Consider the following 20529-nt stretch of genomic DNA (forward strand, 5'->3'; position numbering starts at 1 on the left):
ATGAAATATATTCTCATCATTTTAAGTTTAATAATTTCACATACTGCCAGTGCGCAGCTAGATAAACGGCTTGATTCAGTTATCCATAGTAGTATTTTGCAAGGCGAACCAGGAATTGCACTTTATGTTGAAACAAATGGAGAGACCATGTACAATAAAGGCTTTGGAATGGCCGATGTTGGAAGTTTAAATAAAATTAAACCAAACACAAATTTTAGACTTGCTTCTGTTTCAAAACAATTTACAGCCATGTGTATCCTGCTGCTTGAATTAGAACAGAAGATTTCATTTGATGACCCTATTTCGCATTTTTTACCAGAATTACCCCCAAGTATTGGCGATAAGGTGTTGGTACGCCATTTAATTACCCATACATCAGGAATAATTGATTATGAGGAAGTAATGGATCCTACCATTACCACTCCATTGCTAGATCTTGATGTCTTGAATATTTTAAGTACCCAGAATAAAACATATTCAAATCCGGGCACTGAGTTCAGGTATAGCAATTCTGCTTATGCCCTATTAGCATTAATCGTTGAACGTGTTTCAGGACAAACCTTTCCCGAATTCATGAAGGAAAGGATATTCAATCGGCTAAAAATGAAGAAATCGCTGGTTTATGAAGCTACAACTTCTATTCCTAATCGCTCCTTTGGATTTGCAAGAGATAAGAACTTGAAACTTTATGCAAATGATCAAAGTTCAACAAGTGCAATTAAAGGCGATGGTGGAGTTTACACTTCATTAGATGATTATAAAAAATGGACTCATGCTTTATGGAAGGGAACTTTATTAGATTTACCATCGGCATTTAAACGACTGAATTTTTCAATAAAAGAAGTTACTGGTAGCTTTTATGGTCCTGGGTGGTTCTATTTCGATAAAGGCAACCCAGCATTATTCCATTCGGGAAGTACCTGTGGCTTCAGTACTTATTCGGTTAATATTCCAGGACAAAAAACTTCTATTGTGTATTTCTCAAATATTGCAGGTAATTCGGAAACCTTTAAAAAAATCCTAGATGTTTTAAAAACTGAAGGTATCAATAGTCCTTCTGAAGTATTTAGCTTACATCAATTAACACGATAATAGCTGTTCAACATGATCAAATGAATTGGGGATGAATTATACTGAAGATAAACTATTTGATAAAATAAAATTTCAGGAAGAGGCTCTGGAAATAGGAGAATATGAAAATTGCATATTCAGACAATGCGATTTTTCAAATACAAATCTATCGGAGATAAAATTTATTGATTGCGAATTTATTGGCTCTAATCTAAGTCTTGCTGTTTTAACAAAAACTGCATTTAGAGACATAAAATTCAATGAATGTAAAATGCTAGGGCTTCATTTTGAAAATTGTAATGAATTTGGCCTTGCATTTACATTTGAAAATTGCCAGCTGAATCACTCATCATTTTACAAAACAATAATCAAAAAAACTACGTTCAATAATTGCCAGTTAATAGAAGTTGATTTTACCGAATGCGAGCTTACCGGTTCCATCTTTGAAAGTTGCGATTTGAACAATGCCGTATTTAATAATACGAACATAGAAAAGGTTGATTTTCGTACCGCTTTCAACTATTCTATTGATCCGGAACTCAACCGTATTAAGATGGCCAAATTTTCAATCCAGGGCATTCCGGGACTATTAAACAAATACAATATTGATATAGAAAACTAGATTGAAATCTGAGATAAGTATGTGATATTGAAATATCTTGGCTGCAAATAAAATTATATGCAGATGTTTTTACCAAGCGAAAACATTCTTTTCGTTAAACTTGCATTCTTAACAACTTATAAAGTTTTTAGTATAAAAAAATGAACGAAGAATTTTTCAGGCATATTTTAAAAAAGCAACAAGATGCAGATGCAGTACCATCAAACGATGAAATATCTAGATGGGCGCTAGAACTGATCAGATTACTTTTTCCTGAACAATCCAAACGCAGCTTAACTAATTTAGAGGAACTAAAAAAAGAATTCAATAAACTTGAAATCGAACTTTGTAAGATAATGGAAGCCACCAAAGCTTGCATTGACTGTAACAATGCCCAATTAGCCAAAGATTTTTTTGAGCAAATACCTGAAATATATCGACTTTTAAATACCGACATAAAAGCCATTTTTGATGGTGATCCTGCAGCAAAAACCGAATTTGAGGTTATTAGAGCATATCCAGGGTTCTATGCAATCTCGTTTTACAGGCTTGCTCATTCATTATACCTATTGGGTGTACCACTATTACCACGAATTTTTACAGAATATGCTCATTCAAAAACTGGAATCGACATACATCCTGCAGCAGAAATCGATGAGTTTTTTCACATAGACCATGGTACAGGAATTGTTATAGGTGAGACTTGCAAGATAGGGAAACATGTAAAAATGTATCAGGGAGTAACATTGGGTGCTTTAAGCGTTCATAAGAGCATGGCTAACACGAAGAGGCACCCAACAATTGGCGATCGAGTAGTTGTGTATTCTGGCGCTACAATACTTGGTGGTGAAACCTTCATTGGAAACGACTCCACAATTGGAGGCAATGTGTGGATTACAAAAAGTATCCCAGCAGGTTCTTATGTTTATAATACAGCTGAAGTGAAAATATCAAGTGATCATGAAATATTAAAAAATAATGGCAGGCATCATTGATCTGGTAGGAAATACACCTCTGGTAGAGATAACAAGATTAAATCCTAATCCAAAAGTAAAGATCTATGCAAAGCTAGAAGGGAACAATCCAGGTGGTAGTGTAAAAGACAGAGCGGCATTAAACATGATCAGAAGTGCTCTTGAGCGCGGAGAAATCAATAAAAAAACCAAACTCATAGAAGCTACAAGTGGAAATACCGGTATAGCATTAGCAATGATAGCAAGTGTATTCGGCATTGAAATTGAACTTGTTATGCCTTCAAATTCTACAAGAGAACGAACACTTACCATGGAAGCCTTTGGTGCAAAGGTTACTTTATTGGATGGAATTGAGCTTTGTCGCGACTATGCTGAAGAAAAAGCAGCCAGTGGCAAAAGTTTTCAACTCAATCAATTTGCCAATCCTGATAATTTTTTGGCACATTACAAAACTACCGGCCCAGAAATGTGGAGAGATACCGAACAAAAAATAACACATTTTGTGAGTTCTATGGGTACAACCGGAACGATAATGGGATGCTCTCGTTTTTTAAAAGAAAAAAATCCCAATATTCAGATCATTGGCTGTCAGCCAACTGAAGATTCATCTATCCCCGGAATTCGCAGATGGCCTGAAGCGTACTTGCCCAAAATATTTGAACCAAGCCGCGTAGACCGAATAATGGATATATCTGAATTAGAAGCTACAGAAATGAGTCGTAAACTTGCCAAAACGGAAGGAATTTTTGCAGGAATGAGTAGCGGAGGTGGGGCATCTGCAGCTTTCAGGCTTGCTTCTGAACTAGAAAAAGGTGTAATTGTTTTTATTGCATGCGACCGTGGCGACCGGTACTTAAGCAGTAATCTATTTGGATAATCTCCTAAAAAATTAGTGTTTTTTTCCTGAATGATTTAAATTTCAAGAACTGAATTAAGAATGTATAATTCCAAATTTTAGGTTTTCTATTCTTTGGGATGATGAACCATGCTTTTGAATAATTTGGTCAATAATTGCACTGGTCATATCGGGATAATTTACTTCCACGATCCTTGTTGAGTTAATCCAGGTTCGAATGACCATATCAAATTTTTCATTTAAATTTTTAATGACAGGTACTCCCATCTGCTTTAAAGCTGCAGCATTTAATTGCTGCTCATATTGATTTTTCATTGGAATAACCAAAAGCTTCTTTTTCATAAATAAGGCTTCAGCAGGTGTTTCAAAACCAGCCCCACACAATACACCTTCAGCCTGAGCCATACTCTTGATAAATTTTTCATTGTGAATGGGCTGTACAGTAACATTCATACTCCTGAATTGTTTTTTGTTGTGCTTTGAAAACACGTCCCATGAAATATTTTTAAACTGGCTAAGTTTTGCAATTAACCTCTTATCATCGTATGAAGGAAGATAAACTGTGTAGTGTCCTTTGTTTTCAATAAACTGATCTCTGACTTGCTTTCTGATTACAGGAGTAAAGATATTATGTTCATACGATTGGAAATGAAACCCATAATGAGATGTATTAGGTGCATAATTATTCAGAATGAGCTTTCCAATCATATCATGATGCTCAGTCTTTGGTGCACCTTCAGCCAATACAGTGGCTTGATGGCTAAGGCCAATGCAGGGAATGTTTTTCATATAGCATGCCCAAGCAGAAACTGGCTCAAAATCATTGATTACCAGATCATAATTTTCAACCGGTAATGATTTAATCTCATTTACAAGCTTACGAACATTTGATTTTATACAGGTTTTCCAAAGGTCAACACCTCCAGATTTACCAAAAATAAAACTTAGCCCTCGGAATTTGTATTTTATTGGAAATGGAATGCTAAGGTCTCCTTGAGTACCACTCACCAGAATATCAACCTTTCCATGCTGCTGAAGACAAGGAATAATATCCATAGCACGGCTCAAATGCCCATTTCCGGTGCCTTGAATGGCATAAAGTATCTTCATTAAAAATAATTACGATGATGCTAAATTGCTAAAAATCTATGAAACAAGATTGCAAAATGGATAAATTAAATAATCATATTGGCTAAGGCAAATCTTATGTTAATGTGAAAATATGCATCAATATAGAATACACCCAATAATCAAATTATAGTGACCAATTTGAAAGTACTTTAATTTATACAATTTTACCTGACTTTAAGAGGATATCGAATTGAATAATTAAAAACCATATTCCGTATATAATCATTGGATGCATAAGGTGTCAGATATTTTTTAAGATCCACCATATCTTCGTCTTTGAGATCTGTTGAAATATATCCCATACCATAAAACTGGCCCTCTTCAATTAGAATGCAACTTTTTTCAGAAAGGTTTCTACCCTCATCTATAACCATAAAACTAGGCAACGCAGACTTTAGTTTAGAAAGAGCATTGATTACACGTTCATTATAACTGGCAGGGCTCTCAATTTGTTCGCATGCTTTTTTACAAACTTGTTCATTAATTGAGATACAAGGCTCATTATTTCGCTGAACGAAACAGAGTTTAGGACAAAGATTAAATTCAGCGATCAAATTTTTTATCATGGCGTGGCCATCCAGAATTTTATTAAAGGTGTAAAATGGTTTTGAAAATTTATTCCTTTTATCAACTGCTAAGCGTAAATATCCATTTTGATCATCAAAAGAATATAAACCATAAGCATGTTCAAATTTTTTCAGTGAACGGTTATAAGCGGGCCATAATCGCTTAATCTCAATCGCTTCTAGAATAAAGGCCATTAATTCAGTACCACATTCCTGGAAACTGATATGGTGTATATCCCTTAAAAATTCTTGTTTTTGCTTGCCAGGTTTATTATTAGCAAAATGACTGGAAACTCTTTTTTTAATATTTCTGGCCTTTCCAACATAGATTACTTTCGATTTACTATTGTGGAAATAATAAATTCCTGAAACTGAGGGAAGTTTATCCATATCCTCTTTAGGCAAATGAGGCGGTAAAGATTGCTCTTTTGACCTTGGGTTTAATGTTCTATTGATATGACCTTCATGATCTTTTTCAAGCAACATTGAAAAAAGCTTTGAGGTTGCTTGCGCATCTCCCATAGCCCTGTGCCTTTCTACAACCTCTATTCCCACTTCCTTACAAAGGCGTCCGAGGCTATATGAAGCAAGTCCGGGAATGATCTTACGACTCAACCGAACGGTGCAAAGCTTTCGAGTTTGTAAGTGAAGACCAGCCGCGGCAAGATGATAATGAAGGAATGAAAAATCAAAATTCACATTATGAGCTACAAATATCTTATCATGCAATAGCGCATATATCTGTTGGGCAACCTCATTAAAGCGGGGTGCAGATCTAACCATATCATCATTAATACCAGTAAGTGACTGGATATAAATAGGTATTGGAATTCCGGGGTTAACAAGCGTACGAAACTGTTCTGTGACTTCTTTACCGTTATGAATTAAGATTGCGATTTCAGTGATACCATTTGCACTAGCATGGCCACCTGTTGTTTCAATATCGACTATCGCGTACATCCTTTAAGATTATGAACCAAATATAGATAGAATATACTAATATTGTTAGCAATAAATAGCCTGAACCGATTCATTGGCCTTTCAGAACAACTTATTTTCTCAATGGTTTTAACAGGTATTCCAATCCATTGAGCTTAATTTCATACATTGTTGCAAGTAATATCCCAATCTTACCTTGTGGAAACCCATTAGATTCATACCAAACAAGATAAAATTCTGGAAGATCGCATATTAATTTGCCTTTGTATTTACCAAAAGGCATTCTCATGCTTACTAATTCATTCAGGATCTCAGGATTCAATTGCATGATCTTTAACCTTTGCAGGTTTATATATGAATTGAAGATAAATTAAGGCCAGCAAGGTTAATGCACCAATCACATAAAAAGTTAAGGGTATCATGGTTACATCTGAGATGAAGAGCGCACCTGCAACAAAAGCACCCAATCCAATTCCAGCTTCTAAAGCTATGTACATAGTTGCAATAGCTTTTCCTCGATACTCAGGATGACTTAAGTCAACTATCCAGGCAGTTATTGCAGGCGATAACATTCCAGTTGCGACTCCATAAACTGCTGAAGAAAACATCAGAAAAAATGCTGAATCTGATCTTGCAATCATAATCATTGCGATTACCAAAAGAAATAAAGATAATTTTATGATACTGACTCGCCCAATACGGTCAGACATTTTACCAGATAAAAACCGAATTAGCAAGGATGAAATAGTAAATACCATAAAAAAGAGGCCTTTATTTACCACTCCCAGATGAGTTCCCCAGTCAGAAATTACGGTAAGAATAGCTCCATAACTGAGGTAGGAAAGAAACGTGACAAAAGCACCAGGCAATACCCTTAATTCAATCAATTCTTTGCGATGCATCTTGAGCATTGAAAAGTTAAAACTTTCTTTCTTTTTGATAGTCTCTTTCATATTCATCAAGATGATGATCGATAATAAGGCAATAAAGGAAGAACAATAAAATAGTGCATTAATAGAGATTCTTTCTGTTAATTCGCTACCAATAGCCGGACCGATTGCTAAACCGGTACTGAAACAAAGGCCATGAATTCCCATTGCCTCGCCCCATCTATTTGCAGGAACTATATCTGCAACATAAGCAGCTGTTGCTGTAGGCTTAAACCCTGTTGAAAATCCATGAAACAACCTAAGCCATAAAAACCCTGCAACAGTAGTCAAAAGCGGATACAATAGCCCGCAAACAACACAAACCAATGAGCCTACGGCCATTACTGGAACACGACCAATCTTATCGGTAAGCTTCCCGCTAAAAGGTCTGGCAATTCCGGCTGTGATGGTAAAAAGGCCTATAATATATCCTTTATATTCTGCACCGCCCATACTACTCAGATATGCTGGCAATTCTGGAACCAGCATATTGAAGCTCGCTGAAAATAAGAATGAACTCAAACAGAGAAGAGCAAATTGAATGGTATAGATGGGGTGCTTAAGAGAAGGCATAAATTGCGTGTGCCTAGCAAAAGTAATAAGAATTTCAACCAAATTATTGAAATAAAGACGGTTAATACCTGAAATATTATTATGAGAAATAATGGCAGTATTTCATCTATTGTTAATAGTTTTGCCACGCAAATTAACCATCTATGCGTCTGCTTAAATTCATCATCTTTTTAGCTTTAATGATCAGTGTTACCTCTGCTTTTTCACAAAGCAGCTCGGCTCTTAAAAAGCGCAAAGATGTGATCAATAAAGAAATTGAACAGCTCAAGAAAAGCAGAAATAAAATTGATAAAAGCAAAAAACTATCGCTGAATCAGATCAATTTATTAAATACACAGATCAGATTAAGGGAAGAAAAGATCCAGACTATAAATTCGGAGATCAGAATGCTCGATAGTAAAATTATCAGCAATACAACCGAGGTAAAGAGTTTACAATCAAATTTAGACAAGCTGAAGGCTGAATATGCAAAAATGATTCAATTTGCTTTCAAAAATCAGGGAGCTTACAATAAATTAATGTTCCTGTTTGCTTCTCATGATTTTAATCAGGCCTATATGAGGTTAAAATATATTCAGCAGGCAGGACAATTCAGGAAAAAGCAGGCCAGCAATATTCAGAGCACTCAAGTAATTTTAAAGAAAGAAATTTCTGTTCTGGATCATAATAAAAAGGAAAAAAGCAGCTTATTATTGGATCAGATCTCAGAGAAACAAACTCTAGGAAAAGATAAGATTCAGCAATCCAAAATATTAACAACATTAACCAAACAGCAAAAAGATCTTCAAAAGCAGTTGACTAAAAAACAAAAAGAGGCTTCCGACTTAAATAATGCTATTCAAGCAGCTATACGTAAAGAAATTTTAGCAGAACAGCGAAAAGCTGCTGAGCGTGAAAGATTGGCAGCCGCAGCAAAAGCAAAACTTACAAAAGAAAAGATTTCAGAATCATCTAGCAATGAAAAGAAAACCAGTATTGAAGCTAAAGGTTCTTCAATATTAGCATCTAGTCCGGCAGATGCAAAACTTTCTTCTTCATTCTTGGGAAGCAGGGGCCGTTTACAAAAGCCGGCATCAGGAATAATAACTCAGGGATTTGGCCAGCATAAATACAATAATGTCACTATTTTTAACCCAGGAATAAATATAAAAACTGAACCGGGTGCTACTGTTTCAGCAGTTTATGGCGGGAAAGTGAGTAAAGTTATTTTTCTGGTTAACACGTACACTGTGATCATCAGGCATGGAGAATATTTTTCTATTTATTCGAAACTTAAAAATGTGAGTGTCTCAGCTGGACAAGAGGTTCAAGCAAGACAATCTATTGGAACAGTTGCAACAGATCAGTCGGAGGGTGTAACAGAAATGCAATTCCAGATCTGGAAAGGTGGAACTCCAGTTAATCCATCTAGCTGGATTCTTTAAAAAGATAGATTTTAGATTACATAAAAATAATCAATCAAAATAGGCTATTAACGATTTAATTCTAATCGAATTTTAAAAAAACCATATTAATTGTCTTGATAAAAATTAAAACTTGTAAATTTGCTCGCTTTAAAAAAATATAAATGTCTGAACAAATAGCTACTGTCGGTTTATGGAAAATTAACTGGCAATCTTCTGATTACAGAAAAAAATTAATAACCGGATTAATTCTTATTTCTTTTATTCTGCTTTCATTGCCTTTTTTTTATCAGGCCATAGAACAAAGAAATGGTATCAGTTTTAATGATTATTTGTTGTCATGGCTGCCTGCTTATGACCTCTCTATCTATATATTTACAGTTATCTGGTCAATGACCTTATTAACATTCAGTAGATTTAAGCAAGATCCTAATATATTTCTAACCTTTCTTTGGGGCTTTATCCTGATCAATTTATCCAGGTTTGTGTCTATTGGTCTTATACCCCTGAATGCTCCAGCTGATTTAATTCCTATCCATGATCCGATCAGCAATCAATTTTATGGTCCAAAATTCATAACAAAAGATTTATTTTTCTCAGGTCATACAGCGGCAATGTTTCTGATGTTTTTATGTCTGAAGAAAAGAACAGATAAAATTCTAGCCTTAATAGCTACCATAGTTATTGGTATTGCGGTATTGCTTCAGCATGTTCATTATACCATGGATGTTGTCATGGCACCTGTTATCACCTATTTTCTATGGATTGGTTCAAAAAAAATCGTTGCGTCTTAAATTATTCGGCGAAATTTTTGTCAATTAAAAGCTGAATTATCCCATCTACAAGACCTACTCTAGGGACAAATATTTGCTTTACACCACCCCACTTCATAACACTCAGGTATATTTCTGTTGCAGGTATAATTACGTCTGCCCTATCTTGGTTAAGCCCCAGAACATTGATTCTGTCTTTTAATGAGAATGAATTCAGGTAATCATAGATAGATTTTAGCTTTATAAAAGTAATAGCAGTTCCATCTTTTTGATCGGCCATTCTAAATAATTTATTAATGTTTCCTCCAGTACCAATACCCGACAGATTTTTATTAGTCTGCGCCTGTTGCTTTACCCATTCCTTCATGTCTGCCCAGGTTTCATCTTTATCCTGATTGTCGAGAATCCTTATACCCCCAAGATTGAATGAACGCGAGGCAATCATTTCTCCCTTACTGAACACAGAAAGTTCTGTACTACCACCTCCTACATCAATATATAAATAGTTCTTTTTATGATCCAAACTCTCCTCAATATGACTTGCATAAATAATATTTGCTTCCCTTTGGCCTTCAACAATTTCTAAATCAATTCCTGCTTCAGATTTAATTAAAGATACTATTGATGAACCATTACTGGCTTCGCGCATTGCCGATGTGGCACAAGCCATATAATCACTAACCTTGTACACATCTATTAAATGACGAAAAGCGACCATTGTCTTTACTAGCTCTTGGATCTTTTTAACTGAAATCTTCTTATCAAGAAATGCATCATCTCCTAGTCGCACTGGCACGCGGATGAGTGTATTTTTTTTAAAAGAAACTACTTTACCATTTTGCAGAATATCAGCTATTAAAAGTCTGATAGCATTTGATCCTATATCTATAGCGGCGTATCTCAATGTGTTATTTCTTATATTTTAAATAGGTATAGATATCTGTCTGAGCCCTGCTTAATATTTTGGTTCCAGTTTTACGATAACGATTATTATTAAGCTGGTTAATCTCTCTGGCCTTTGAATTATCCATTAATTGAATATTGATAATTTTAAGGATCTCTGATTTTACTTCTTGGTCAAGAATTGGAAAACCAACCTCAACCCGATTATCAAGATTTCGCGCCATTAAATCAGCAGAAGTAAGGTACACTTTTTCTTCTCCAGAATTTGCGAAAATCCAAACTCTAGCATGTTCAAGAAACCTATCAATAATGCTAAATACCTCAATGTTTTCACTAAATCCTGTAACTCCAGGAATTAAGCTGCACATACCACGAATTATCAGCTTAATTTTCACCCCTGCATTGTTGGCATCATACAGTTTACCGATTACCTCTTCATCGGTTAAACTATTCATCTTTAAGGTGATAAACGCAATTTTACCTGATTTGGCATTTTTAATCTCGTGGTTAATCAGCTCATTCAATTTTGATCTACTCTCAAGAGGCGAAACAATCAAATATTTGTATCCCTTAAAAAAGGTATCTGTTTGTAAACCTTCAAATAACTTGACAAGTTCGCTGGTAATTTGTGAATTGGCAGTAAATAGACTGTGATCACAATACAATCCAGCTGTTTTTTCATTGAAATTACCCGTAGCAAGATTTGCATAGAAAACATATTTCCCGCTTTCCTGTCTTTTTACCAAACAAATTTTTGAATGGACCTTGTAGTCAGGTATACCGTAATTAACAATCACACCTTCCTCTTCAAGTCTATTTGTCCAGAATATATTAGCCTGTTCATCGAATCTTGCTTTCAATTCTAATAAACAATAAACCTTTTTACCATTTTTTGCTGCATTAATCAATGCATGTATTACCCTTGAGTTTTCAGCCAGACGGTATAAAGTCATGCTAATCTCTTTTACTTTAGGATCAATTGCAGCTTCCCTTAAAAAATGAATAATGTAATCAAATGACTGATAAGGTAAGTTTATCAGATAATCTCTTTTGGCTATCTGCACAAAAATACTGCTCATACTAGATAGATCTTTAACGGGTAGCGCAGGCATTTTGGGATATTCCAGATCAGGGCCACCCACATTAGGAAAGCCTATAAAATCTTTGAAATTATGATATCGGTTACCCGGAATTAACCCGTCTGTACTCAAATCGAGTTTATCCACCAAGTATTTAAGCATATCCAATGGCATTTCTTTATCATATAATAAACGCATTGGTCGTCCTTTGCTCCTTTTGTTCAAACTTTTTGTTAAAGCTTCAATGAACTTCTCACTCACATGCTTATCTAGATCTAGTTCAGCATCGCGGGTAAGCTGAATAGAATAAGATTCAATCTGGTCGTACTTAAAAATAAAGAATATATCATTCAAGCAATATCTAATGATATCATCAATCAAGGTAATAAACTTCAAATTATTAGTTTCAGGAAGCACCAAAAACCGATTTAATCCATTAGTTGGAATTTCAATCAGGGCTAACCTAGATTTCTCAATATTTTTTTTCTGAACAAGTCTTACAAAAAAATAAATGGCCCGGTCTTTTAATTCCGGAAAAGTTTGATTCTTATCAATCATCACAGGCACTAATGTTGATAACACCTTTTCTCTGAAATATTTTTCTACATATAAGCCGCGCGAAACATTTAACTGTTTTTCGTTGATTATGAATATTTTTTCTTGCTCAAGTTCTTTGAGAATCACATCGTTATACTGATGATTAAACTTGCGTTCCTGACGAACAACAATTGTTTTGATCTCATTTAACGTTTTGCGCGGATTAAAACCCAAGAATTCTTTTGACTTGGTATTTAAACTTGAAAGCCTGTTAAGGGTGGCCACTCTGACCCGATAAAACTCATCAAGATTGGATGAAAAAATAGCTAGAAACCGAATACGTTCAACCAGGGGAACAGATTTATCAGCCGCTTCCTGCAATACCCGATCGTTAAACGATAACCAGCTAACTTCACGATTTATAAGCGGAATATTCTTAGGCATTTCATAAAAAATAAACAGTCCCGTTTCCTGGAAGACGGGACTGTAAAAATCAAAAATAAATATTAATTAAATATTAAGTTCTCATTAAGTCTGTCGCCAGATGTTCAATGGCTTAATTAATTTGGAGTAGTTTTATTATTCTTACTAGTTTTTTTTGCAACCGGTGCAACAGTAGCTTTCACTTTCTTAACTAATGGCTTTTTTGCAACTACTTTTTTTGCTAAAGAAGGTATTGATTTAACCACTGCAGGTTTAGTGATGACCGCTTTTTTAACCGGAGACTTTGTTGTTTTCTTTGCCGCTGTGGCTTTACTCTTAGACACAATAGACTTTACAATTTTTGGAGTACTCTTTTTTACCGCCTTTGGCTTCAGTGAAATTACTGCTGGTTTTGGAGCTGCCTTTGGCTTTACTGGAGTTGCCTTTTTTACTGGAGCTGCCTTTTTTACTGGAGCTACTGCTTTCTTGGTTGAAACTGTAATTGGTCTTTTAATCTTTTTAATTTTGATTTCAGTTGATTTACTATCTAACTTTTCTTCAACCGCAGTTTTTACTTCAGTATATTTTTTGGCAAGTTTTTTTGCAAGCTCTTTACTTGTCTTTTTAATATCTTTTGAAAATTTATCTGCATCATGACCCAGACTTTTCAAAGCTTCCAAAAACTTATTTGTAATTGAAGCTTCCAACTCTTTTTTAACTACCTGTTTAGGTGTTTTTTTCTCAGTTTTTACAGAGGTTTTTACTTTATTTGTTTTCATGATTTTTCTATTAATGATTGTAATTTTGGAATTATTTAAATATATTAACTAATCTTTGTTTTACCAATAGAATAATAATTATGCCAACATTTGATATAGTAAGTAAGATTGATGGTCAGACCCTCGATAATGCAATAAATACAGCAAAAAAAGAGATTCTCAACCGTTACGATTTCAACGATTCCAAAAGTACAATTGAACTCGATAAAAAATCGAATGAAATAACGATCGTTACAGAAAATGATATGCGTCTAAAAGCTATTCAGGATGCGATCATTTCGCGAATGGTAAAACATAGCCTTGACCCAGGAAGTATGGATCTAGGAAAGGAAGAATATGCTTCCGGCAATATGCTTCGCAAAGAAATAAAGATTAAAGAAGGCATAGATAAAGAGGTTGCTAAAAAAATAGTCAAAAAGATAAAAGACAGTGGCTTAAAAGTTCAAGCTTCAATCATGGATGACCAGTTAAGGGTGCAGGGCAAGAAGATTGATGATTTGCAGGCAGTTATATCTTTATGCCGGACTGAAGATTTCGGACAACCCTTACAATACATTAACATGCGAAATTAATCGAAGATTAAAATTTCAATTTAATTTATACCGTTTTTACAAATTTGGTATCGTATTCATCAATATCCAATATATAACCATTTTGGATAAGGAATTCGAACAAATGTTTGGCTTCATTTGAAACGGGCATATTCCGGGTAGTAATAATTTGATTGTTTTTATTGTCGAGGTATGGATAGGCGTACAACTTCACATTCTTACTGAATAGATCACTGATGTAAGCCAAAAGTTCATCTGTATAGTTTTCACTATAATTATTTGAATTAAAAATATTCTTTAGGTTGGCAATATTTGTAGAAATACCAACACTTTTAGGACTACATCGTGATAAATACTGGGCAAGCTTGTGATTACGGGTAAAATCAGAAACGATTACATAATTCCCTGTAGCACAGAGTTCTTCAGCACGTTTGGCAAAATTCTCAAGCTCTGCATTTCCAAGTTCAGATTTATCATCAAGGAAATTAGTCATTAAAACCTCAATCATCACAATGATATTCTTATCATTAACCTTTTGAGTACGCTTAAATTGTTCAACGGCTCTGTTAAAGAGATCAAAATTTGGAGTTGACTTTTGACCAAACTTTGTACGCAAAATCATGACATCTTTTTTATACAGTACATCTTTTGATTGACGCGCCTGTCCATCTTTATCAAAAATTGCTGCGCCAGAAAATCCTTTTGCAATTAAATAAAGATTAACAAGCCTATCATTCGCATTTTTAAAATGCGGACCACTTAAACTAATTAAATCTATTTCAACTGAACCAATAGTTAAATTATCAACCAATGATTCGATCATAGATTGAATATTATCATGATAAAAATAAGCTGCATAAACAAGATTCACTCCTAATATGCCGAGTACATTTTGTTGCAAACTAGAATCGCTGTCTAATAACCTGACATGAAAAACAATATCATTTGGTTGACCACCAGGAGTTAACTGAAATCTAATTCCAAGCCAACCATGAGGGTCATTTGTTTTGTTGAAATTCAGTGTTGTTACTGTATCCGCAAACGCAAAAAAAGTTTTATCAGAATATTTTGGACCATTTAAGCGTTCAGATAAAAGCTCAAATTCATGCTGAATCATTTTATCAAGACGCGACTCTGAAACATATCTGCCAGACTCTTCAGTACCATAAATAGAATTACTGAATACCATATCATATGCCGACATAGTTTTTGCAATGGTACCAGATGCTGCACCAGCAGTAAAGAAATTTCTGGCAACCTCTTGTCCGGCCCCTATCTCAGCAAATGTTCCATAAATTGCATCATCTAAATTTATCTTAAGTGCTTTCCTCTTGTTTTCTAAAATTTCTCTCGGCATGGCGCAAAATTACACTTTTTGTACTTTATGCTCTAATTTAGAAACAGAAAAGGCAAGCAGTTTCGATTCCTATTTTCCAATTTCTAAAATGGAGGAACGATAAAGCATCAAAACAGACATTTTTTTTAGAATATCTTGAAAGGATTCAGAATTGCATATTATCTTTTAAAAATCAATTCAATAGCTGAGTTTTTTACTTCTGCTCCCATAGGAGGATGCATTTTACGGATAGATACACGGATGTATTGAACAGCTAAAAATTCATGTCTTATTCTGTCTAATATTCCATGAGCCACGGTTTCAATTAATTTTCTGGGGATTTCCATCTCATCAGATGCGATCTGAAACAAGCGTACATAATTGACTGTATTAGATAGATCATCTTCTCCATCACCATGTACATTCAACATAGTATCAATGTCTAGAATGAATTCGGCGCCCAATACTTGTTCTTCTGGATAAAATCCATGAAACGAAAAAAAGCGAGCACCTTCTAAACTAACTTTTTGACTGATTGTTCCCATAAATACAAAAATATATTATTTAAGGCACATCTAGGTTGAATGTGTCATCAGAATAAATAAAACAAGAATTAGATTAGAAAATATTATCTTCATTTCAGAATTAGTTATTCATTTATTTTCAAAAAAATTAAACTATGAAACGTACATTTTTATTCAATGCAATTTTAATAGTTGCTTTTAATAGTGTTAATGCCCAACAAAGCGCAAACCCAAAAGATACAGAAGCTTGGACGCCAGTACCTAAAATAGTGAGTTTTCAAAATACACCAGCAGATGCAATCATTCTGTTCAATGGTGGAAATCTAAACCAATGGCTAACCGTTAAAGACAAATCAGCAGCAAAATGGACGGTTAAGGACAATATATTTACGGTAAATAAAGGGACTGGAAATATCGAAACAAAACAATCCTTTTTAAATTATCAGTTACATATTGAGTGGTTAATACCAGCAAATATTACTGGAAGTGGACAAGCAAGAGGCAATAGCGGACTGTTTTTGGCTTCAACAGGCACAGGTGATAGCGGTTATGAACTTCAATTGCTTGATTCTTACAATAACTCAACCTACAGCAATGGTCAGGCTGGAAGTATTTATAAGCAAGCAATTCCGCTGGTAAACGCATCTAAAAAACCTGGAGAATGGCAATCATACGATATCGTTTGGACTGCCCCAGTTTTTAATGACAACGGAAGCTTGAAAACTGCAGCAAGAGTTACGGTATTACATAACGGAATTCTTATACAGAACAATGTTGAGATAAAAGGAGAAACGGTATATATTGGTGCACCATTTTATAAAAAACACGGCCCATCGCCAATAAAATTGCAAGACCATGGCGATCCAAGCGAACCAATAAGTTTTCGTAATATCTGGATAAGAGAACTATAAAAAAACAGGATCTTAATTTGATTACCATTTCATACAAATAACAGAACTGGCATTGCTTTAAAAATTCTTGCCAGTTCTGCTATGATCTTTAAGTTTAGTCAATAATTTCAATGGGTCAATAAACTGATAATAAGAGTCCTATCTCAAATCCTTGTATTATCCGTTAGTTTTGAATAGTTAAAAAAAGTAATTACTTGCCCTTCTCCTCTAAAATTCGTAATTTTGCGATTAAAGCATTAGCTATTCCTTATTCACAACTGCAGATTAATTCGTCAAATCTGGATATTGGACATCACTGTTTCATAAACAGCAAATCCTTAACCTGATTTATTCTCCTAGTCGAATTCTCTTTATCTTTCAGCAGCGAAATATAACCGGATAGTAATTTTTTACTTAAAACTACAATATATGGCTAAATCACAGGCTACCTTCATGAAAAAGCAACTCGAAAAAAATAGAGCGAAAAAGAAGGAAGATAAAGAACATCGTAAACAGGAACGTCAACAAAATTCTACAGGTGGAAAATTGGAAGACATGATGGCTTATGTCAATGAAAATGGCGAACTTTCATCAACCCCGCCAGAATTAAAACCACCTAGCAAACAAAACGAGAGAAAAATCTAGTAGTTAAAGATTTAATATCCTCAATCAATTGTTCAATGCAAATCTATTTTAGGGAATGTATTAGTTATTTCATGTTAAAAATTCAATTTTATTCATGATAAGAACATTACAATCCTTAAAATTCAGATAACAAGGTATTTTAAAAACCTTGCTTATAAAAAGACTTATTTTGAAGGGAATTCAGGCAAAGTCATCCAGTGAGTAAAATCTTCTAACTCCACTTTATCATCTGCAACTACAAATTTATTGTAGATCTCACTGTAAAAACCAAAATAAATTTGACCACCATCAAATAATAATACATCTTTTGCCTGCTCAGGCAACTCGTCTTTAACCAATTTCCAAATCATATTATAAAGATATTAAACTATTATTAAAATGGACAATCAGATGAGTAATGTTAAAGCAAATCTTTTTGATTTTTGAACATGGCTTAATATAACCTAAGCATGATAAACAATGCATTTCGCTTTGTTTTTATAAAATTCATGTACTAATTTTCATTTTAACTATTGCTGCCTTATTCAATGGTATTACAATCAAATTTTCAAACCTATTTTCGTAATTTTGAAAAACTAACCAAAGTCTATGCAAAGTTCAGACAGCAACCCTATTCACAAATCATCCAAAAAAGATCTTTATGAAGCACCTGATTATTATCTTATAGATGATCTATTAAGCCAGGAGCATAAGTTAATTCGGGATAGTGCTCGTAGCTGGATAAAGAAAGAAGTGAGTCCAATCATTGAAGATTTTGCTCAAAAGGCTTTATTTCCTAACCATCTCATTCCCGGACTTGCAGAAATTGGCGCATTCGGGCCTACAATTCCGACAAAGTATGGTGGAGCCGGGCTAGACTACATTTCTTATGGATTGATCATGCAAGAGATTGAACGAGGCGATTCAGGAATTCGTTCTACAGCCTCTGTACAGGGTTCATTAGTTATGTATCCTATTTATACCTACGGATCTGAAGAACAAAAAATGCATTATCTCCCAAAACTCGCCACTGGCGAATTCATGGGCTGCTTTGGACTGACTGAACCTGACCATGGCTCTGACCCAGGCAGTATGATCACTAACATAAAGGATATGGGTGATTATTATCTGCTTAATGGATCTAAAATGTGGATATCAAATTCTCCTTTCGCTGATATTGCGATTGTTTGGGCAAAGGATGAAGAAGGAATTATACGAGGTATAATAGTGGAAAAAGGAATGGAGGGCTTTAGTGCACCCGAAATACATGGTAAGTGGAGTTTAAGAGCTTCTGCAAGTGGCGAGCTGGTTTTCGATAATGTAAAAGTGCCTAAAAAGAATATTTTACCACATGTAAAAGGCCTAAAAGGTCCATTAGGATGCTTGAATCAAGCGCGTTATGGAATAGCATGGGGAGCCCTAGGTGCAGCAATGGATTGTTATGACACAGCGCTTCGCTATTCAAAAGAGCGAATTCAGTTTGGCCGCCCAATTGGTGGTTTTCAGCTTCAACAAAAGAAGCTTGCTGAAATGATTACAGAAATAACAAAAGGACAGCTTCTAGTTTGGCGTTTAGGTGTATTAGTAAATGAGAACAGAGCTAGTCCAGCTCAAATTTCAATGGCAAAAAGAAACAGTGTAGAAACAGCAATCACTATTGCACGTGAAGCAAGACAGATACTTGGAGGTATGGGTATCACTGGCGAATATCCAGTAATGAGACATATGATGAACCTAGAATCAGTTGTAACTTATGAGGGAACGCATGACATTCATTTACTTATTACAGGAATGGATATAACGGGTTTGAATGCATTTGAATAAATTAGAAAACTGCAACAATTAATAAGAATTGAAAATCGGCTAATTTACTAACAACACAAAATAGAATTATTAGATTAATCTACATCAGGAGTAAACTGATTTAACGCGTTCTCTGAGATTATATCCCGAAGACATCACTTCTCCATACGCACCGGCGGTTCTAATAGCAATGAGGTCACCTCGAACAGATTCAGGAAGTTCAACCTCTTTACCAAAGCAATCTGTGCTTTCACAAATAGGGCCAACTACATCGTATTTAACATGGACATCAGCAAGTGAGCTAATGTTTTCTATCTTATGAAATGCTTGATAAAGAGCAGGCCGCATCAATTCGGTCATTCCAGCATCCAAAATCAAAAAATTCTTTTTAAGTCCATTTTTCACATACAGAATTCTACTAATCAGACTTCCACACTGTGCAACCAGAGCTCTACCTAATTCAAAATGAACTTCCTGATGATTTTTACGCTCTAAAAACTGATTAAAAATTGTAAAATAGCTCTCAAAATCGTTAATAGGATTTTGATCAGGCGCATGATAATCAACACCCAAGCCTCCACCAACATTTAAAATTTGTAATTGAAAACCATGGTCTTCAAACCAAGAATTAAGCTCATTCACTTTAACACATAAACTTTTAAAAACCTCCAAATTGGTAATCTGGGAACCAATATGGAAATGTATACCAATAAGATTTAGGTTTGGACAAGCTTTCAGCTGTTCAATGCATGAGTCAAGCTCCCACTGATTCACACCGAATTTATTTTCTTCAAGCCCAGTGGTGATATACTGATGGGTATGTGCATCTACATTAGGATTAATACGTATAGCAACACTTGCAGTTTTTCCACACTCAGCTGCTAGGCTATTGATAATACCAAGTTCCTGCACCGACTCTATATTAAAGCAGTAAATATTACTATTCAACGCTTCAATAATCTCCTGATCTGATTTACCAACACCGGCAAAAACAACTTTCCCAGGATCGAAACCAATTTCAATTGCTTTTTTTACCTCATTTCCACTAACACAATCAGCCCCAAAACCTATCTTTTTAACAGCGTGTAAAATTTGTTCATTGAAATTAGCCTTTAATGCATAATGCACATGAAAACCAAATTTTTCTGCAGCTAATTTACAGGTGTTTAAAGACTGATCTAGCAGTTCCAGATCATAATAGTAAAATGGTGTTTCTAAATTTTTAAATCGCGAAATCGTATCCTTACTTAACATATATATATTT

At 34.7% G+C, this 20529-nt stretch carries 21 protein-coding genes; 10 read left to right on the forward strand and 11 right to left on the reverse strand.

Annotated elements, in window-relative coordinates:
- The 4 genes from ACIQZ6_RS00165 to cysM all read left to right on the forward strand — a co-directional run bounded on the left by ACIQZ6_RS00165 (position 1) and on the right by cysM (position 3523).
- Positions 1-1092: a serine hydrolase domain-containing protein gene (locus tag ACIQZ6_RS00165; protein ID WP_395806991.1), complete on the forward strand. Its 1092-nt coding sequence runs from the start codon at positions 1-3 to the stop codon at positions 1090-1092.
- Between the two features lie 31 nt (positions 1093-1123).
- The gene (locus ACIQZ6_RS00170) at positions 1124-1693 is read left to right on the forward strand and encodes a pentapeptide repeat-containing protein (RefSeq protein WP_395806993.1); all 570 of its coding nucleotides are present in this window, start codon (positions 1124-1126) and stop codon (positions 1691-1693) included.
- 140 nt (positions 1694-1833) lie between these two features.
- Entirely contained in the window at positions 1834-2667 is an 834-nt protein-coding gene (locus tag ACIQZ6_RS00175) for a serine O-acetyltransferase (protein ID WP_395806994.1), read from the forward strand.
- Entirely contained in the window at positions 2651-3523 is an 873-nt protein-coding gene (gene cysM / locus ACIQZ6_RS00180; protein ID WP_395806996.1) for a cysteine synthase CysM, read from the forward strand. Before ACIQZ6_RS00175 ends, cysM begins: the two co-directional genes overlap by 17 nt.
- Before the next feature lie 54 nt (positions 3524-3577).
- Here the strand turns inward: cysM and ACIQZ6_RS00185 are convergent, their stop codons facing one another.
- The 4 genes from ACIQZ6_RS00185 to ACIQZ6_RS00200 form a co-directional block, all read right to left on the reverse strand.
- On the reverse strand, positions 3578-4612 hold the full coding sequence (locus ACIQZ6_RS00185; RefSeq protein WP_395806998.1) for a glycosyltransferase family protein: 1035 nt from the start codon (positions 4610-4612) through the stop codon (positions 3578-3580).
- 185 nt (positions 4613-4797) lie between these two features.
- The gene (locus ACIQZ6_RS00190; RefSeq protein WP_395807000.1) at positions 4798-6159 is read right to left on the reverse strand and encodes an exonuclease domain-containing protein; all 1362 of its coding nucleotides are present in this window, start codon (positions 6157-6159) and stop codon (positions 4798-4800) included.
- 91 nt (positions 6160-6250) lie between these two features.
- Positions 6251-6466 (reverse strand): DUF3820 family protein, encoded by a 216-nt coding sequence (locus ACIQZ6_RS00195; RefSeq protein WP_395807001.1) that lies wholly within the window; start codon positions 6464-6466, stop codon positions 6251-6253.
- Positions 6450-7640, reverse strand: a complete 1191-nt coding sequence (locus ACIQZ6_RS00200) for an MFS transporter (RefSeq protein ID WP_395807003.1) — start codon at positions 7638-7640, stop codon at positions 6450-6452. The genes ACIQZ6_RS00195 and ACIQZ6_RS00200 overlap by 17 nt, the downstream gene beginning before the upstream one ends.
- A gap of 143 nt (positions 7641-7783) precedes the next feature.
- Between ACIQZ6_RS00200 and ACIQZ6_RS00205 the strand changes: the two genes are divergently transcribed.
- Both ACIQZ6_RS00205 and ACIQZ6_RS00210 read left to right on the forward strand, forming a co-directional pair.
- Entirely contained in the window at positions 7784-9064 is a 1281-nt protein-coding gene (locus ACIQZ6_RS00205) for a murein hydrolase activator EnvC family protein (RefSeq protein WP_395807005.1), read from the forward strand.
- Between the two features lie 143 nt (positions 9065-9207).
- Complete coding sequence (locus tag ACIQZ6_RS00210) at positions 9208-9837, forward strand: phosphatase PAP2-related protein (RefSeq protein ID WP_395807007.1); 630 nt, start codon at positions 9208-9210, stop codon at positions 9835-9837.
- 1 nt (position 9838) lies between these two features.
- Here the strand turns inward: ACIQZ6_RS00210 and ACIQZ6_RS00215 are convergent, their stop codons facing one another.
- The 3 genes from ACIQZ6_RS00215 to ACIQZ6_RS00225 form a co-directional block, all read right to left on the reverse strand.
- Entirely contained in the window at positions 9839-10720 is an 882-nt protein-coding gene (locus tag ACIQZ6_RS00215) for an exopolyphosphatase (RefSeq protein WP_395807009.1), read from the reverse strand.
- 4 nt (positions 10721-10724) lie between these two features.
- Positions 10725-12779: a polyphosphate kinase 1 gene (ppk1, locus tag ACIQZ6_RS00220; protein WP_395807010.1), complete on the reverse strand. Its 2055-nt coding sequence runs from the start codon at positions 12777-12779 to the stop codon at positions 10725-10727.
- Between the two features lie 116 nt (positions 12780-12895).
- Positions 12896-13537: a hypothetical protein gene (locus ACIQZ6_RS00225; RefSeq protein WP_395807012.1), complete on the reverse strand. Its 642-nt coding sequence runs from the start codon at positions 13535-13537 to the stop codon at positions 12896-12898.
- 80 nt (positions 13538-13617) lie between these two features.
- Here ACIQZ6_RS00225 and ACIQZ6_RS00230 point away from each other — a divergent pair, with 80 nt between their 5' ends.
- A complete protein-coding gene (locus ACIQZ6_RS00230; RefSeq protein WP_395807014.1) occupies positions 13618-14109 on the forward strand; it encodes a YajQ family cyclic di-GMP-binding protein in 492 nt (163 codons plus the stop codon).
- A 25-nt stretch (positions 14110-14134) separates the two neighbouring features.
- On the opposite strand, the gene ACIQZ6_RS00235 is transcribed toward ACIQZ6_RS00230, so the two are convergent.
- Both ACIQZ6_RS00235 and folB read right to left on the reverse strand, forming a co-directional pair.
- On the reverse strand, positions 14135-15445 hold the full coding sequence (locus tag ACIQZ6_RS00235) for a nicotinamide mononucleotide adenylyltransferase (RefSeq protein WP_395807016.1): 1311 nt from the start codon (positions 15443-15445) through the stop codon (positions 14135-14137).
- A gap of 158 nt (positions 15446-15603) precedes the next feature.
- Positions 15604-15969 carry a dihydroneopterin aldolase gene (gene folB, locus ACIQZ6_RS00240; RefSeq protein ID WP_395807018.1) on the reverse strand — a complete coding sequence of 122 codons (366 nt, stop codon included), beginning with the start codon at positions 15967-15969 and terminating at the stop codon, positions 15604-15606.
- 134 nt (positions 15970-16103) lie between these two features.
- Between folB and ACIQZ6_RS00245 the strand changes: the two genes are divergently transcribed.
- Together ACIQZ6_RS00245 and ACIQZ6_RS00250 are read left to right on the forward strand one after the other, a co-directional pair.
- A complete protein-coding gene (locus ACIQZ6_RS00245) occupies positions 16104-16859 on the forward strand; it encodes a DUF1080 domain-containing protein (RefSeq protein WP_395807020.1) in 756 nt (251 codons plus the stop codon).
- Positions 16860-17267: 408 nt separating this feature from the next.
- Positions 17268-17483: a hypothetical protein gene (locus ACIQZ6_RS00250; protein WP_395807022.1), complete on the forward strand. Its 216-nt coding sequence runs from the start codon at positions 17268-17270 to the stop codon at positions 17481-17483.
- 164 nt (positions 17484-17647) lie between these two features.
- Here the strand turns inward: ACIQZ6_RS00250 and ACIQZ6_RS00255 are convergent, their stop codons facing one another.
- Entirely contained in the window at positions 17648-17833 is a 186-nt protein-coding gene (locus ACIQZ6_RS00255) for a DUF551 domain-containing protein (protein ID WP_395807024.1), read from the reverse strand.
- Between the two features lie 238 nt (positions 17834-18071).
- Between ACIQZ6_RS00255 and ACIQZ6_RS00260 the strand changes: the two genes are divergently transcribed.
- Positions 18072-19286 (forward strand): acyl-CoA dehydrogenase family protein, encoded by a 1215-nt coding sequence (locus ACIQZ6_RS00260; protein WP_395807026.1) that lies wholly within the window; start codon positions 18072-18074, stop codon positions 19284-19286.
- 84 nt (positions 19287-19370) lie between these two features.
- Here the strand turns inward: ACIQZ6_RS00260 and lysA are convergent, their stop codons facing one another.
- The gene (gene lysA / locus ACIQZ6_RS00265) at positions 19371-20519 is read right to left on the reverse strand and encodes a diaminopimelate decarboxylase (protein WP_395807028.1); all 1149 of its coding nucleotides are present in this window, start codon (positions 20517-20519) and stop codon (positions 19371-19373) included.
- Between the last annotated feature and the right edge of the window lie 10 nt (positions 20520-20529).

Source organism: Daejeonella sp. (genome assembly GCF_044348475.1).
Classification (GTDB): Bacteria; Bacteroidota; Bacteroidia; order Sphingobacteriales; family Sphingobacteriaceae; genus Daejeonella.